The sequence below is a fragment of the Methylobacterium sp. CM6246 genome, from assembly GCF_054818005.1.
Genome location: NZ_JBTXKY010000001.1, coordinates 1,045,371 through 1,058,920, shown reverse-complemented (window position 1 = coordinate 1,058,920; position 13,550 = coordinate 1,045,371). Strand labels below are relative to the sequence as shown.

Annotated in this window: 17 protein-coding genes, 1 tRNA gene and 1 pseudogene; 14 read left to right on the top strand and 5 right to left on the bottom strand. The window is 67.9% G+C overall.

Annotated elements, in window-relative coordinates:
* Nucleotides 1–173 precede the first annotated feature (173 nt).
* From ACYQPG_RS05410 to ACYQPG_RS05365, 10 genes and pseudogenes are all read left to right on the top strand, one after another.
* The gene (locus ACYQPG_RS05410; RefSeq protein ID WP_147939680.1) at nt 174–794 is read left to right on the top strand and encodes a DUF1134 domain-containing protein; all 621 of its coding nucleotides are present in this window, start codon (nt 174–176) and stop codon (nt 792–794) included.
* A gap of 109 nt (nt 795–903) precedes the next feature.
* Complete coding sequence (locus tag ACYQPG_RS05405; protein ID WP_461230451.1) at nt 904–1,605, top strand: hypothetical protein; 702 nt, start codon at nt 904–906, stop codon at nt 1,603–1,605.
* Nucleotides 1,606–1,732: 127 nt separating this feature from the next.
* Complete coding sequence (locus ACYQPG_RS05400) at nt 1,733–2,035, top strand: 3',5'-cyclic-nucleotide phosphodiesterase (protein ID WP_147909941.1); 303 nt, start codon at nt 1,733–1,735, stop codon at nt 2,033–2,035.
* Nucleotides 2,036–2,149: 114 nt separating this feature from the next.
* Nucleotides 2,150–2,497, top strand: coding sequence for an LPS translocon maturation chaperone LptM (gene lptM, locus ACYQPG_RS05395; protein WP_147909940.1), 348 nt, complete (start codon nt 2,150–2,152; stop codon nt 2,495–2,497).
* Between the two features lie 136 nt (nt 2,498–2,633).
* A complete protein-coding gene (lysA, locus tag ACYQPG_RS05390) occupies nt 2,634–3,902 on the top strand; it encodes a diaminopimelate decarboxylase (RefSeq protein ID WP_461230450.1) in 1,269 nt (422 codons plus the stop codon).
* Nucleotides 3,899–4,744, top strand: coding sequence for a glycosyltransferase family 2 protein (locus ACYQPG_RS05385; protein ID WP_461230449.1), 846 nt, complete (start codon nt 3,899–3,901; stop codon nt 4,742–4,744). The genes lysA and ACYQPG_RS05385 overlap by 4 nt, the downstream gene beginning before the upstream one ends.
* A gap of 12 nt (nt 4,745–4,756) precedes the next feature.
* Nucleotides 4,757–4,848 (top strand) — tRNA-Ser (locus ACYQPG_RS05380).
* Between the two features lie 87 nt (nt 4,849–4,935).
* Nucleotides 4,936–5,388: a DUF6538 domain-containing protein gene (locus ACYQPG_RS05375; RefSeq protein ID WP_461230448.1), complete on the top strand. Its 453-nt coding sequence runs from the start codon at nt 4,936–4,938 to the stop codon at nt 5,386–5,388.
* Between the two features lie 66 nt (nt 5,389–5,454).
* Entirely contained in the window at nt 5,455–6,219 is a 765-nt protein-coding gene (locus ACYQPG_RS05370) for a site-specific integrase (RefSeq protein WP_461230447.1), read from the top strand.
* A 228-nt stretch (nt 6,220–6,447) separates the two neighbouring features.
* A pseudogene (locus ACYQPG_RS05365) lies at nt 6,448–7,146 on the top strand (alpha/beta hydrolase); the annotation flags it as partial.
* Nucleotides 7,147–7,559: 413 nt separating this feature from the next.
* On the opposite strand, the gene ACYQPG_RS05360 reads toward ACYQPG_RS05365, so the two are convergent.
* From ACYQPG_RS05360 to ACYQPG_RS05340, 5 genes are all read right to left on the bottom strand, one after another.
* Nucleotides 7,560–7,874 (bottom strand): GCG_CRPN prefix-to-repeats domain-containing protein, encoded by a 315-nt coding sequence (locus tag ACYQPG_RS05360; protein ID WP_461230446.1) that lies wholly within the window; start codon nt 7,872–7,874, stop codon nt 7,560–7,562.
* A gap of 140 nt (nt 7,875–8,014) precedes the next feature.
* Nucleotides 8,015–8,383, bottom strand: coding sequence for a hypothetical protein (locus tag ACYQPG_RS05355; protein WP_461230445.1), 369 nt, complete (start codon nt 8,381–8,383; stop codon nt 8,015–8,017).
* Nucleotides 8,384–8,393: 10 nt separating this feature from the next.
* Nucleotides 8,394–8,570, bottom strand: a complete 177-nt coding sequence (locus tag ACYQPG_RS05350; RefSeq protein WP_187193456.1) for a hypothetical protein — start codon at nt 8,568–8,570, stop codon at nt 8,394–8,396.
* A 562-nt stretch (nt 8,571–9,132) separates the two neighbouring features.
* Nucleotides 9,133–9,342: a hypothetical protein gene (locus tag ACYQPG_RS05345; RefSeq protein WP_461230444.1), complete on the bottom strand. Its 210-nt coding sequence runs from the start codon at nt 9,340–9,342 to the stop codon at nt 9,133–9,135.
* Nucleotides 9,339–9,995, bottom strand: coding sequence for a sigma-70 family RNA polymerase sigma factor (locus ACYQPG_RS05340; protein WP_461230443.1), 657 nt, complete (start codon nt 9,993–9,995; stop codon nt 9,339–9,341). The genes ACYQPG_RS05345 and ACYQPG_RS05340 overlap by 4 nt, the downstream gene beginning before the upstream one ends.
* Nucleotides 9,996–10,214: 219 nt before the next feature.
* Between ACYQPG_RS05340 and ACYQPG_RS05335 the strand changes: the two genes are divergently transcribed.
* From ACYQPG_RS05335 to ACYQPG_RS05320, 4 genes are all read left to right on the top strand, one after another.
* Nucleotides 10,215–11,675 (top strand): helix-turn-helix transcriptional regulator, encoded by a 1,461-nt coding sequence (locus ACYQPG_RS05335; RefSeq protein ID WP_147910239.1) that lies wholly within the window; start codon nt 10,215–10,217, stop codon nt 11,673–11,675.
* 92 nt (nt 11,676–11,767) lie between these two features.
* Nucleotides 11,768–11,929, top strand: coding sequence for a CsbD family protein (locus tag ACYQPG_RS05330; protein WP_147910238.1), 162 nt, complete (start codon nt 11,768–11,770; stop codon nt 11,927–11,929).
* 57 nt (nt 11,930–11,986) lie between these two features.
* A complete protein-coding gene (locus tag ACYQPG_RS05325; RefSeq protein WP_461230442.1) occupies nt 11,987–12,490 on the top strand; it encodes a CsbD family protein in 504 nt (167 codons plus the stop codon).
* A 129-nt stretch (nt 12,491–12,619) separates the two neighbouring features.
* Nucleotides 12,620–13,540 carry a PhnA-like protein gene (locus tag ACYQPG_RS05320; RefSeq protein ID WP_147908394.1) on the top strand — a complete coding sequence of 307 codons (921 nt, stop codon included), beginning with the start codon at nt 12,620–12,622 and terminating at the stop codon, nt 13,538–13,540.
* Nucleotides 13,541–13,550 lie beyond the last annotated feature (10 nt).

Below are 13,550 nucleotides of genomic sequence, written 5' to 3'. Positions count from 1 at the left end.
CGGTCGCGGGTGCGGCCGAGACCGGCTCATGTCCGCGGCGGCCAGGATCCGCCGCGGAACCGTTAAAGCATCGCCCGAACGATGGTCACCGGCTTTCGGACGATGCGGAGTCTCAAGACCGGCGGCATCGGCCTGGATCCGATGCTGCCGTCGAACCGGGCGAGGAGGCAACGATGACGGCACGAGACGAGCGCGGCACCCACCGCCGCCACCTGCTCCGCGCGGGCCTCGGCCTGGCGCTGGGCGCGCCGCTGGCGGGTTTTTCCGGAGTCGGCGCGGCGCTGGCCCGCGGCGAGGACCTGGACACCCCCGAGACGTTCCGCCCCGGCGAGATCGTGGAATCGGGCCATCGCTTCTTCGGGTCGGTCTCCCGCGGCCTCGCACTCACCGTCGAGGAGGCGGGGCGGCGCTGGGGCGAGCCGAACGGCTACATCCTCGGGCAGGAGGGCGGAGGTGCAGTGGTCGCCGGCGTCCGCTACGGCGAGGGCACGCTCTACACCCGCAACGCCGGCCAGCGCCGCGTCTACTGGCAGGGGCCCTCGGTGGGCTTCGACGTCGGCGGCGACGGCGCCCGCACCATGATGCTGGTCTACAACCTGCCGAACGTGCGCGAGCTGTTCCGGCGCTTCGGCGGCGTCGACGGCTCGGCCTATCTGGTAGGCGGCTTCGGCATGACGGCGGTCGTGAGCGACCGTATCATCGTGGTGCCGATCCGCAGTGGCGTCGGCGCGCGGCTGGGGATCAATGTCGGCTATCTGAAGTTCACCCGGGAGGCGACCTGGAACCCGTTCTGATTGATGGGTGGAGCTTGATTTCGCCCCGGCGACCGACCTGGGTTAGACTGATCCTGGGCCGGGTCTTCCGGCCGTCTGCGCGGGCCGTCCCCTCGTGATCGAAACCGTGATGATCTTCGCGCTGGGATTCCTGGCAGCGAGCCTGTGCGGCCTTCTGCTGCTCCCGGCACTCAACGCGCGCGCCGCGCGCCTGGCGCGGCGGCGGGCGGAGGCGCGGCTGCCGCTGTCGCCGGCCGAGATCGCCGCGGAGCGGGATTTCCTGCGCGCGCAGTTCGCCGTGCAGCAGCGGCGCCTGGAGCGCCGGGTCGAGACCGTGCAGGCCAAGCGCCATGCGGATCTCGCGGCGATCGGTGCCGGCGCCATGCGGGCGGCCGCCCTCGCCCGGGACGTGGCGGCCCGCGACGGCGAGATCGCCCAGGCGCAGGCCAAGACCCGGGAGCTCGAGACCGAGCTCACCAGCGCCCGCGAGGACGGCACTGCGAGCGTCGCTACGCTCCGCGTCCTCGAGGAGGCGCACGCGGACCTGCTCGACAGCCTCCTGGCGGTCCGACAGGGCCGGCACGCCGACCAGGCGCCGCCCGGCAATGCCGACGCGAATCCCGTCGCCCTGGCGGTGGAGCGCGACGACCTGCGGGCCAGCCTGAAGGCCGCCGAGGAAGCCCTCGCCCAGACGCTCACGGATCGCCAGGGCGGCGTCGAGCGGGAGAACGCCGACCTGCGCAGGCGGATCTCGGAGGTCGCCGACGCCCTCACCGGCCAGGACCGGATGCCCAGGGCGGCCTTTCCCGCCCCCCAGCCCGAGCGCGTCTGATCGGAGCGCAAAGCCCGATCGCCGCTCAGAAACGTTCGCTGATTGCCTTGTTTCGACCATGCAAAGGCATCATCGCAACCGGGACTTTTCCCGACAGTCCTGCCTCCGAGAGATGGTACGTATCCCCATGCGCCTGAAGCCAATCCTTCTCGCCGTCGCGGCGGCTACCGCCCTGACGCTGCCGGCCGCGGCGCAGCAGTCGAAGCGCGGCAACGAGACCCTGAAGAAATACTGCACCGGCGATTATCTGACCTATTGCGGCAACCTCGCCCCTGACGACCCGGCCACCGACGCCTGCTTCCAGAAGAACTGGAAGAAGCTCAGCGAGAATTGCCGCCGGGCGATCGACGCGTACGAGGCCCAGCAGCAGCAGGACGCCCCGGCCAAGGGCAAGCAGGGCGCCCGCGGCACCAAGGAGCAGCGGGGCTGAGGCGAAGCCGCTTGCTGTGGCGGGTCCGCGCTCGCGCCGCCGCCCGCCAACCGCTAAGGTAAGGCTCCCGCCGGCCCTCGAGCGCCGGCGCCGAGCCCGCCGGACCCTCGCGCGATGTTGTCGTCTCCCGCCCTGAAGCTCCTCGCCGCTTCCGGCCTCATCGCCCTGGCGCTCGCCGCCTGCGGCCGACGCGGCTCCCTGGAGCCGCCGCAGACCGCGGCCCCGTCCCCGACCGCGCAGGCGGGCTCCGATGCGGTCGCCGGCCGCCGGACCCTGCCGGTCTCGGTCGGTCTCGGCGGCGGCGCGGAAGAGCCGACGGCCGCGGCCGTGCGGGCCGGGGACGAACTGTCCATCGCGGCGGTTCCGCCGGGCGGCACCGGGGCCCCGATCGAGACCGGCCGCGGCGCGAAGCGCGGCTACCGGATCCCCAAGGAGCCTTTCATTCTCGATCCGCTGCTGTAGACGGCTTTTTGCCGGAGCCCGCCTCCGCGCCTACGCCGTGTCGTCCCCCTCGTCGATGGGCGCCCCGCCGGCAGGCGGCCGGGATGTTTCACGGGAAACACCCCGCGCTCCGGCACGCAGGAGAGACACGGCCGAGATGCACCACTTCCACTATCGCGACGGTCGCCTGCAGGCCGAGGACGTCGATCTGACGGGCCTTGCCGCGGAGGTCGGCACCCCCTTCTACTGTTACAGCAGCGCCACCCTGGAGCGGCACTACCGCGTCTTCGCGGAGGCCTTCGCGGGCGACGACGCGCTGGTCTGCTTCGCCATGAAGTCGAATTCGAATCAGGCCGTGCTGCGGACGCTCGCCGCCCAGGGCGCGGGCATGGATATCGTCTCGGGCGGCGAGTTGCATCGGGCTCTCTCGGCCGGGGTCGACCCGGCCAAGATCGTATTCTCCGGCGTCGGCAAGACCCGGGACGAGATGGTGGCGGCGCTCCGGGCGGGGATCTTCTGCTTCAACGTCGAGAGCGAGCCCGAACTCGCCCAGCTGTCGGAGACGGCGGTCGGCCTAGGCCTGACCGCCCCCATCTCCGTGCGGGTCAACCCGGATGTCGATGCCGGCACCCACGCCAAAATCTCCACCGGCAAGTACGAGAACAAGTTCGGCATCCCGATCACCCGGGCCCCGGAGGTCTATGCCGCGGCCGCCGCCCTGCCGGGGATCGCGATCCACGGCGTCGACATGCATATCGGCAGCCAGATCACCGACTTGGCCCCGTTCGCCAGCGCGGCACGGCTGCTCGCCGACCTCGCCCGACAGTTGCTGGCGGCCGGCCATCCCCTGCGCCACATCGATTTCGGCGGCGGCCTCGGCATCCCGTACCGGGACGACAACGCCCCGCCACCCGACCCCGCCGCCCTGGCCGCGACCCTGCGTCCGCATTTCGCGCCGCTCGGCCTGCGCCCGGTCTTCGAGATCGGCCGGATGATTTCCGGCAATGCCGGGATCCTGGTCACCCGGGTGCTGTACGTGAAACAGTCCGAAGGGCGCACCTTCGTGATCGTCGACGCGGCGATGAACGACCTGATCCGGCCGACCCTGTACGAGGCCTATCACGGCCTGCGGCCCGTCGCAGAGCCGGGCGCGGACGCGCCCCGCATCGTCGCCGACGTGGTCGGCCCGGTCTGCGAGACCGGCGACTATCTCGCCCTCAACCGCGAGATGCCCGCGGTGCAGGCGGGCGACCTGATCGCCGTGATGAGCGCGGGCGCCTACGGGGCGGTCCAGGCCTGCACCTACAACACCCGCGCCCTCGTGCCGGAGGTGCTGGTGCGCGGCGACCGGGCCGCCGTGGTGCGCCCGCGCGTGAGCGTCGAAGCCCTCGTCGCCCTCGACCGGGTTCCGGACTGGCTGGCGTGACCGGCGCGCCGGCGGGCTCGCGGGCGGCCGGGGCGGGACCGCTGCCCCTGTCGATCTTCCTGATCGCCCGGAACGAGGCGGACCGGATCGGCGCCACCATCCGGGCGGTGCGCGACCTGACCGACGACCTCGTGGTGGTCGATTCGGGCTCCACGGACGGCACCCAAGCCCTGGCGGCCACGCTGGGCGCCCGGGTGATCCACAATCCCTGGCCCGGCTACGGCCCGCAGAAGCGCTTCGCCGAGGAGCAGTGCCGGCACGTCTGGCTGCTGAACCTCGACGCCGACGAGGTCGTTCCCGCCGAGCTGGCGGCCGAGATCCGCACCCTGTTCGCCTCCGGCGAGCCCGGCCGGGCGGCCTGGCGGATCGGCATCGCGGAGGTCTTTCCGGGCGAGGGCCGGCCCCATCCCTGGGCCTACCGGCTCACCCCGGTGCGCCTCTACCGCAAGGACCGGGGGCGCTACGCGGCCTCCCCGGTGCACGACCGGGTCGCCCTGGAGCCCGGGGTGAAGCCCGGCCGCCTCCGCGGGGTGATCCACCATTTTTCGGTGCGCTCGCTCGGCGATCAGCTGGACAAGCTCAACCGCTATTCCGACCAGCAGGCGGACGACCTCGAGGCCCGGGGCGTGGTGATTCCCACCTGGCGCGTGTTCGTCGAGTTGCCGGGCAATTTCCTCAAGGCCTACCTCGGCCGACGCCACGTCGTGCGCGGCACCTACGGCTTCCTGACGGCCATGAACTACGCCATCTCGCGGCATCTGCGCATCGCCAAGCACTACGAACGCCGCCGCTGCACCGCCACCGGCCCGGATCGGGTTGACCCGCCCGATCCGACCTTCTAGAGCCAGAGCGCCGGAGACGTGGCCGAGCGGCTGAAGGCACTCGTTTGCTAAATGAGCATACCCCGAAAGGGGTATCGAGGGTTCGAATCCCTCCGTCTCCGCCATTCCTTCCTCAAGTCCTTGAGTTCAAAGTTCCTTAGGTTTCTCAAGAACCTACGGGCCGCCGAGTGGTACACACGGGTGGTCCACCTATGATTCTCCCAATACCTCGTCCCTGGCGACACCCCGCGACCGGTACGTATTGGTTCCGAAGACGCGTCCCGAAAGACCTGCAGCTCCTTCTCGGACGTACGGAGGAAAAGGCCTCCCTCCGCACCAAGGACCCCGCGACGGCGCGTCGGGTGCACCTCGAGAAGTGCCGGGAGGTTGAGGAGCGATGGGCGCGGCTCAGGGCAGGCGCGGCGGCCCTCGTCCAATCGACCGGACAGGCCGGGACCGCGGCAATCGCGAAGGAACCGTCATATCCGATCCATTCCTTCGAACCGGAGTCGACCATCCCCGTGGGAAGACCGCCGGAACGGCAAGTCGAGCCCGCCCGGCGGATCGTCCCCTGGCGTCCGGTCTTCGCGGCCTATGCCGCGGAGGCGAGGTTGGCGCCGTCGACGGTCAAGCGACGGTCGGGGGTCATGGCCGCGCTCGAGTAGCGCCTCGGAAGCGACGATCTGGCGGGGGTCACGGGGGAGGAGCTGTTCGACTGGAAGGATGCGCTGTTGGCATCGGGTCTGGCGCCCGGGACCGTGCGCGACGCCTATCTCGGTGGCATCAAGGCCGTGATGAACTGGGCCGTGGCGAACAGGCGCATTTCAGCGAACCCGGTCGAAGGCCTGTCCTTGAAGGTGCCGAAGCCCATCCGCCTGCGCGACCGCGATCTCACCGACGACGAAGCGCTCGTGATCCTCACGGCCGCAATTTCCCCATCGACCGGACGGATTTCGAGAGAGCATGCTGCAGCCCGACGCTGGATCCCGTGGCTGTGCGCGTACGGAGGGGCACGCGTCAACGAGATGACGCAGCTCCGAGGTTGCGACTTTCGGGTCGTTGACGGAATTCCGCTCATCCGCATCACCCCCGAAGCCGGTTCGGTGAAGACCGGCTTGAGGCGCGACGTACCGGTGCATCCCCATCTCGTCGAGCAAGGTTTTCCGACCTACGTGCGCGAACGGGGAGATGGTCCTATCTTCTACGATCCGACGGCGGCGCGAAGCTGGACCTCCGCCCATCCTCTGTACAAGAAGATCGGCGAGCGCCTCGCGGCATGGGTCCGTTCGTTGGGGGTCGTCGATACGGGCGTCGATCCGAATCACGGGTGGCGGCATCGGTTCAAGACCGTCGGGCGTCGATCCGGCATATCGTCCGACATCCTCGACGCGATACAGGGGCATGCCCCGCGCACCGAAGGAGAGCAGTACGGACGCTACCCTCCGGAGCAGCTCTACGACGCGATCTGTCGTATGCCGCACTACCCCGTCGCATGATCCGCTCTCGGGTGCCTTCAGGACCTGCGACTCCATGTTTCCGGCAAGGCTCTGACTGCGAGACGCCCTACGGTTCGGGCAATCCACCTCTCTATGCCGGACGACCCGCAGCGCAGTGGCGCCGCAGGTATGGGGAGGGAGCTTCGCCCGGGATCTTGACGATCCGTACCGGACTTTCGCAACAAGTCAGATGGAAGTGCGGCGACGCGGGATGATCTGCTGGAGGCAATGGGTGGCTCTACGGCTCTCAAACTCATATCCGGGCCCGCAACCGGTGAGCGCCGACATGTATCGGTGCTGTTCGTCCTCGGCATCAACGTGGGCGCCTGGGTTTGGGACGGGCACTTCCTCGATCATTTTGCCGAAGCCGGTTTCGACGCCCATGCGGTGAGCCTTCGTGGGCACGGACGGAGTTGGGGCTCCGAACGCATCCGCGAGTGGACTGTGGCCGACTACGTCGATGATCTCTGCGAGGCGACAGGCCGCATACAGGGTTCGGTCGTCCTGGTCGGCCACTCCTTGGGAGATGCCGTCGTACAGAAGTTCGTACAACGTGGCGGGCGGGCCGCCGGCATGGCGCTGATGGCATCGGTCCCGCCATGGGGTCTGGCGCCGTCGACCTTCCGCATGGCGGCTCGGTCGCCCCGGATGCTCGTGGTCCTGCTGGAAATGTCTTCCGGCCAACGGCCGACAAACGGACAGGTCGAGCGGATGAACCGCACCATCAAGGACGCCACGGTCAAGCGCTACCACTACGACACCCACGACCAGCTCCGGGCGCACCTGCAGCTGTTCGTCGACGCCTACAACCACGCCCGTCGGCTGAAGACCCTGCGCGGCCTCACGACCTACGAGCATATCTTTCAGGTCTGGACCAACGAGCCCAAACGCTTCAGACTCGGTCCGTCACACCTCATCCCGGGACCATACAGGCGACCGTCTTCGGGGTCAGGTCATACGCCACGACAAGGGCGCGGCTACTTTCCTTCGACCTTTGGAGTTCAGCTCGTCCTTAGGCCGGCTCAGGAGGAGGCACGCGGCGTCGTTCGGGCGCTACCGTGAAAAATTCCTGCCACGAAGAATTCCTGCCAGAGTACAACCTCCGCCTGACGCATCAGCGTCCATGATGCACCATCACACGTCGGGACTGTACACCCTGAGTTCGGCTGGAAGCATTGCGGGTGCGATGCGCCGGCGCGCAGTCCATTCCTCGCGAACGAACTTCACGAGGGCCTCGCTGTGCCAACCCTGGAGAAGGCGGGGGACCGACGCCTGCAAGGGGGGATCCGGATTCTCAGCGCAGGAAGGCGCCCGGATCGAACCGGGCGCCTCGTCACAAGTCACCAGCGCTGATGCCAGCCGCCGCCGTGCCAGCCGATATGCCTGTAGCCGCCGTGCCATCCCCAGGGACGATGGAGGCCTACATGGCGATACCCACCCCATCGGTGCCAGCGCGGGCCGTACCAGCCAACCCGGCGGTAGCCGTAGAAGACCGGACGATAGACGACTGGGCGGTACACTATGTTCGGGCGGCAATATCCGTAGAATCCGCGGTGCCCTCCGATGCCGCAGCCGTCCCGTGCCTCGGCAGCCCCGGCGGTCGCAGCAATCGTACCAAGAGCGAGAACGGCCGCCCCAGCGAGTTTCATCCGCATTGGCATCTCCTCTATTGTGATAGATGCCAAATAAGCATATCTACTTTGCGGTTGCGATTGTATTCTGAGATTTTTGTTTCCTATTATGTCGGGAGACGCTCCTCTTGTTTCGCAATGTCAATGGCGAGGCGCCTGCCACGTCAGCCGAACTTGCTTGCCGTCCAGCGACCGCTGCAGGAAACAGGACCGGCGAGGTTCCAGCGCCCTGATCCGGCGGATGCTCGGAGTCGTCCCTTGACGGCGATGCTGGCCAGCCCGCTCTTGATCGAACCGACGATGCGGCCGTCGTCCGCGGCCCGTCCGGAGGCGTTGGTCATGCTGCCGCCCGGGTCGTCGACGGCGCCGTCACGACCAACGATAGGATATCGGTACGGCCCAGTGCAGCTGCCGCCATCGACGGTCGCGGAGACCGACCATCGCCCATCGAATTTGGTCTGAGCAGCGACTGGAGCTGGGGCGACGCACGCAATGGTCAAAGCCAGCGCGGAGATCTTCCAGTGGGGTGACATGGGCTCCTTCTCAGGACCGGCCCGTCAGGGGCGGCACGATGTCGTCGTCGTCCAGGGACAGATAGCGGACCATGAGTTCGCCCGTGGCCCGGGCCACGAAGTCCGCTATCGGCTCGCCGGCATGGGGCGGGATGAGTTCCGTCAAGCGCAGACCCCCGAGGGTCGCCATGAGTTCGGAACGTGCCATGCCGGACTCGACGGCTTCCTGGATGGCAAGCGCCTCGTATGCCTCCAAGGATATGCCCAGGCGCGTTGGCCCGGGTCGGTCGGCACACCCGGAAGAGGATCGGAGTCGATCCCAGGTTCGACCCGCTCCTCAATGGGCGTATCCTTATAGGGCACGGAGGGCTCGTCCGGCCCGAGCGGCCGCTCGTCCGGAACCGGTCGCGACGGCATCTCCGGAGAGATGTCACCTCCGGGAGTGGGGTCGGGCATACCGGGATTGGCCATTCGTGAGATCCTCCAGGGCCATTCGTGATGGATCGCCTACGGGCCAGACGCGCGCCCGGAGCGGCACGACGCCCGGCCCTGCGGCCATGCCGGACCTGATCGGGGAAATTCTTATGGCCCGGCACACCGTCGAAGCCGTCTCGCCGCTCGCCTCGGGGAGTCCGTCGATAGCGGAAAGATATATCCGTCATGCCGGCGCTCAATGATGCAGATGCATCATTTTTAAGGGCAACGATTTGGTATAATCGAACGTGATGGCGACGCCCGAGTGTCCTGCCCCTGCAGCACCCGCCCAGGACTTAGAACTCGGTGGGTGCCCGGACCGGGCATCCGGCGAGTTCCTCGAAGTCCCCGCCGTAGCCGAGGGCGACAGCCTTCCAGAAGGCCAGGCGCTGGTGGGATGCGCGTTCCCGCAGGTAGCTGTCCAGGGCAGCCCGGACCTGTGCGGCGAGGGGGGAGGGATCGAACGGTAGGCCGACCTCCTCGGCATCGGGTGTCGGCGCGGTCAAGACAGACCCAAGGCCGTAGCGAGCCGCTCCCGCGCCCGGCTCACCCGGCTTTTCACTGTGCCGACCTGGCAGCCGAGGATGGCAGCCGCCTCCTCGTGCCGGAGCCCGTCCACCGTCACCAGCAGCAAGGTCTCGCGTTGGTCCTCGGGAAGGGTCTCCAGCGCGCCCTGCAACTCGGAGAGGGCGATCCGATGCTCTTGGTCGGGTGCCGATGACAGCGTACCCGCGATGGCCCCGTCAACGTCCTCGATCTCGCGCCGCATGCGCTGGCTTTGGTTCAGATGCGTGTTGCGGAGGATCGTGAACAGCCAAGCGATGAGGTTCGTGCCGTCCTCGAACCGGAACCGGTGTTCCCAGGCCTTGAGCAGAGTCGCCTGGACCAAGTCGTCCGCTTGGGCGGCGGCGGCCGTCCGCACCAGGGCGAAGCGGCGCAGGCGCGGCACGAGGGCGATGAGTTCGTCGCCAAACGATTTTGTGACCTGTCGTTCCGCCTCGGCGTCGAGTAAGGCGGCACGGAGGCGAAGCAAAACCTGGCCGAGCCGCGTATCGTCTTCGACCGCATCTATTTCAGGGATGAGCTCATTCAGTTGCCGTCCGATTGCATCCTGGACGTGACGGGGCAATCCCTCGATCGGCGAAGGTTCGTCAGACATCGTTCTTAAGTACATGCAGGGGACTCGATCTTCATGCAGGCAACTACTGGTTGTATCAGCCCCTATACGATGGAGATCACAAAAACGGTTCTGACTGATCGATCACGTTCACGTCAATGATCCAAATATACCAATCGATCGCTAGTCTGCACTGGAACCCTCCTGTGCGGTGGCCTGTTACGGCTTGGCTTGATTCAGGCATTGGGAGGGTGGTCGAAGGTGACGGTTGGCGTCGACAGGCATGAGCTTCGGCAGATCATCGCCGGCCTCACCGAAGGGGTGATCCTGGTCGAGCCCGACCAGTCCATTGCCTACGCCAACGAGGCTGCCCTCGCGATGCATGGCGCTGAGACTATCGACGAACTTGGCGGGACGGTTGACGCCTACCGCGAGCGTTTCGCGCTTCGCTACCGCAACAACCACACCCCGAACCAGTATCCGATGGAGCGCGTCGTCTCCGGCGAGCGCTTCCACGACGTCATCGTCGACGTGAAGCGGACCGACCGGCCCGACGTCGACTTCGTCCATTCCCTGCGCAGCCTCGTCGCGACCGACCATGAGGGCAATCCGAGCTGTCTCGCGCTCATCCTGAAGGACGTCTCGGACCAGTTCGAGGCCGAGGAGCGCTTCGAGGCCACCTTCAACGCCAACCCGGCCCCGGCGGTGATCTGCCGGCTCTCGGACCTGCGCCACGTCAAGGTGAACCTCGGCTTCCTGGAGATGACCGGATACACCCGCGACGCCGTGATCGGGCGCAGCGTCTACGAGGTCGACGTGCTGGCCGGCGCCCGGAGCCGGGACCTGGCGATCAACCGGCTTAACCAGGGCGCCACGATCCCGCAGATGGAGGCATGCCTCGACCTGCCGGACGGCGGCACCCGCTACGTCATCGTCGCCGGCCAGCCGATGGAGTTGGGCGACGAACCATGCATGCTGTTCACCTTCGCCGACCTGGACCTGCGCCGGAAGGCGGAGACGGCATTGCGCCAGAGCGAGGAACGGTTCGCCAAGGCGTTCCGCCTGACGCCCGTGCCCACCTTGCTGGCGCGCGCTGACGGCTTCGCGGTCACGAGCACCAACGAGGCCTTCACCCGGGTATTCGGCTACGGAACGGACAAGGTTTCCGGGCGCTCGCCAGCGGATCTCGGCCTCTGGGTCCACGATGCCGCCCGGATCAAGTTCGAGACGGCGGTGGCGCGCACCGGTTACGTCCTCGGCCTGGAGGTCTGCCTCAGGCACGAGGACGGCACCAACTTCGATTGCCTGGTCTCGGCCGAGCGCGTGGAGATCGGCACCGAGACCTTCGCCCTCATGGTCCTGCAGGACATCACCGAGCGCAAGCGCAGCGAGCGCGAGCTGTTCGAAGCCATCGAAGCGGTGATGGCCGACACCTCGTGGTTCAGCCGCGGGCTGATCGAGAAGCTCGCCAACCTGCGCCGGCCCGGAGCCGACCACCAAGACGGCATTGTCCCGAACGTCACGGTGCGCGAACGACAGATCCTGGACCTGATCTGCCAGGGGCTCGGAGACGACGCCATCGCCGGGCGGCTCCACCTTTCCAGGAACACGGTGCGGAACCACTCCGCGTCGCTCTACCGGAAACTCGGCGTCCACAAGCGCTCCGAAGCGATCGTCTGGGGCCGCGACAACGGTTTTCCGGCCTCCGGCCCTGGCAAATAAAAACCTGCCAACTGGTACATCTGCATCATTGTTCGGCGGGATCGGCGGGCCACCTGACGGTTGCGTCAATCGTCCAGGCTTTGGAGAGCACCGTGAACGCCCAGAAGACGACGGACAGCTCAGAAAAGATCAGAGGCTCGATCGCGGAAGCCATTGGAAAGTTGGTCGGCGCCCCCAAAGTCGAGGCTGAGGGCAAGTCCCAGCAGAAATTACCGAAGTCCGCCGTGAAACCGGAGGCCACCCCTAAGCCCTAGCCTCGGTCAAGCGTCGCAGCCGACGAACACTCTTCGAACTGGAAAAGGACACATCTTATGGTTGATACGGATCGGATCACAGGCGCTGCCAAGGAGCTCGGTGGCAAGGTGCAGGGCACGGTGGGCGACCTCACCGGTTCGAAGCGGGACTCGGTAGAGGGCCGCGCCCGCGAGGCTCAGGGTGCCGCCGAGGACCTGTACGGCCAGGCCAAGGACACCGTGCGCGACGCCGCGGAGACAGTAGCCGACACGGCACGCGACCTCGGCGGCAGGGTCCGCGACACGGTCGGCAGCCTGATCGGGTCCGACGACGTCGAGGACCGCGCGCGTCGCGCCCAGGGTGCTGCGAGCGACACCTACGAGCGCGGCGAACGCTACGTCCGCATTGCCGGTCGCGATGTCTACGACCGCGCAGGGGACGCCTACGAGAACGACAGCCGCTCGCTGCGCCAGGGCGGCCGTGAGGCCACCAGCCAGATCGCCGAGCACCCCGTCGCCGCGCTGCTCGTCGCTGGCCTGCTTGGCTACGGCCTCGGCCTGCTCATCCACGGCCGCGACTGACCCCTCCGCGCCGCAACGGACGGTTCGGTCGCGCGGGGACTGCGCGGCCGAACCTGATGGTTCCCCCCCCCGCCCACCCTCTCGAACGACCGAACTTATCGGACGACCGACGACCCGGAGTACCTGTACGTGTCCACTTCCCCCGTCATTCCCTCGACCGCGCTCGCGGCCTCGGCCGACACCCGCACCGTCCTGCTGAACCAGGTGTCGTGGGGCGCGATCTTCGCCGGAGCCGTCACTGCGCTGGTGACCCAGGTCGTCCTCAACATGGTCGGCGTCGGTGTCGGCCTGTCGAGCGTTAGCACCACAGCCGCCGACAACCCGGCCGCGTCGACCCTGTCCATGGGCGCCGGCATCTGGTTCGTAGCTTCCGGCATCGTCGCCTCGCTGGCCGGCGGTTTCCTCGCCGGACGACTGTCGGGCAAGCCGGTGACCGGGGCTGCCGGCTTACACGGACTGGTGTCTTGGGCGGTAACGACCCTGGTGGTGCTCTACCTGCTGACCTCGGCGGCCGGTGGCCTCATCGGCGGTGCCTTCTCGGGCGTGACCAGCACGCTCGGCGGCGCCGGCTCCCTCGTGGGCGGCACCGTGCAGACGGCGGCCCAGGCTGCGGCCCCCTCGCTGTCGAAGATCTCTAATCCCTTCGACGGCATCGAGCAGTCGGTTCGCAACCAAGCCGCCGGCCAGGATCCGCAGGCCGCCAAGGAGGCTGCCGTCGCCGCGATCCGCGCCATCTTCACGGGTGACGCGTCGCAGAAGGCACAGGCCGAGAACCGCGCCGCCGACGCGCTGGCCAAGGCCCAGGGCATCCCGGTCGATCAGGCCAAGACCCAGATCCAGACCTACGAGAAGCAGTACACTGAGGCCGTCGCCACGGCCAAGCAGAAGGCTGAGGCCGCCGCCGTCGTCGCCAAGTCGGCCGCCACCCAGGGCGCGTTCTACGGTGCGCTCGCGCTGATCCTCGGCGCCCTGGCGGGCTTCTTCGGCGGCCGCCTCGGCGCCCCGAAGCTCCACACCCTCGCCGCCAGCTACGACGCCCGTCGCGTCTGAATCGACCACC

Excerpts from the sequence above, each read along its gene's own strand:
- ACYQPG_RS05410 (WP_147939680.1), top strand. The coding sequence starts at position 174 with ATGACGGCACGAGACGAGCGCGGCACCCACCGCCGCCACCTGCTCCGC.
- ACYQPG_RS05340 (WP_461230443.1), bottom strand. The coding sequence starts at position 9,995 with ATGTCTGACGAACCTTCGCCGATCGAGGGATTGCCCCGTCACGTCCAG.
- ACYQPG_RS05350 (WP_187193456.1), bottom strand. The coding sequence starts at position 8,570 with ATGGCACGTTCCGAACTCATGGCGACCCTCGGGGGTCTGCGCTTGACG.
- ACYQPG_RS05405 (WP_461230451.1), top strand. The coding sequence starts at position 904 with ATGATCTTCGCGCTGGGATTCCTGGCAGCGAGCCTGTGCGGCCTTCTG.
- lptM (WP_147909940.1), top strand. The coding sequence starts at position 2,150 with ATGTTGTCGTCTCCCGCCCTGAAGCTCCTCGCCGCTTCCGGCCTCATC.
- lysA (WP_461230450.1), top strand. The coding sequence starts at position 2,634 with ATGCACCACTTCCACTATCGCGACGGTCGCCTGCAGGCCGAGGACGTC.
- ACYQPG_RS05325 (WP_461230442.1), top strand. The coding sequence starts at position 11,987 with ATGGTTGATACGGATCGGATCACAGGCGCTGCCAAGGAGCTCGGTGGC.
- ACYQPG_RS05400 (WP_147909941.1), top strand. The coding sequence starts at position 1,733 with ATGCGCCTGAAGCCAATCCTTCTCGCCGTCGCGGCGGCTACCGCCCTG.
- ACYQPG_RS05360 (WP_461230446.1), bottom strand. The coding sequence starts at position 7,874 with ATGCGGATGAAACTCGCTGGGGCGGCCGTTCTCGCTCTTGGTACGATT.
- ACYQPG_RS05355 (WP_461230445.1), bottom strand. The coding sequence starts at position 8,383 with ATGTCACCCCACTGGAAGATCTCCGCGCTGGCTTTGACCATTGCGTGC.
- ACYQPG_RS05375 (WP_461230448.1), top strand. The coding sequence starts at position 4,936 with ATGATTCTCCCAATACCTCGTCCCTGGCGACACCCCGCGACCGGTACG.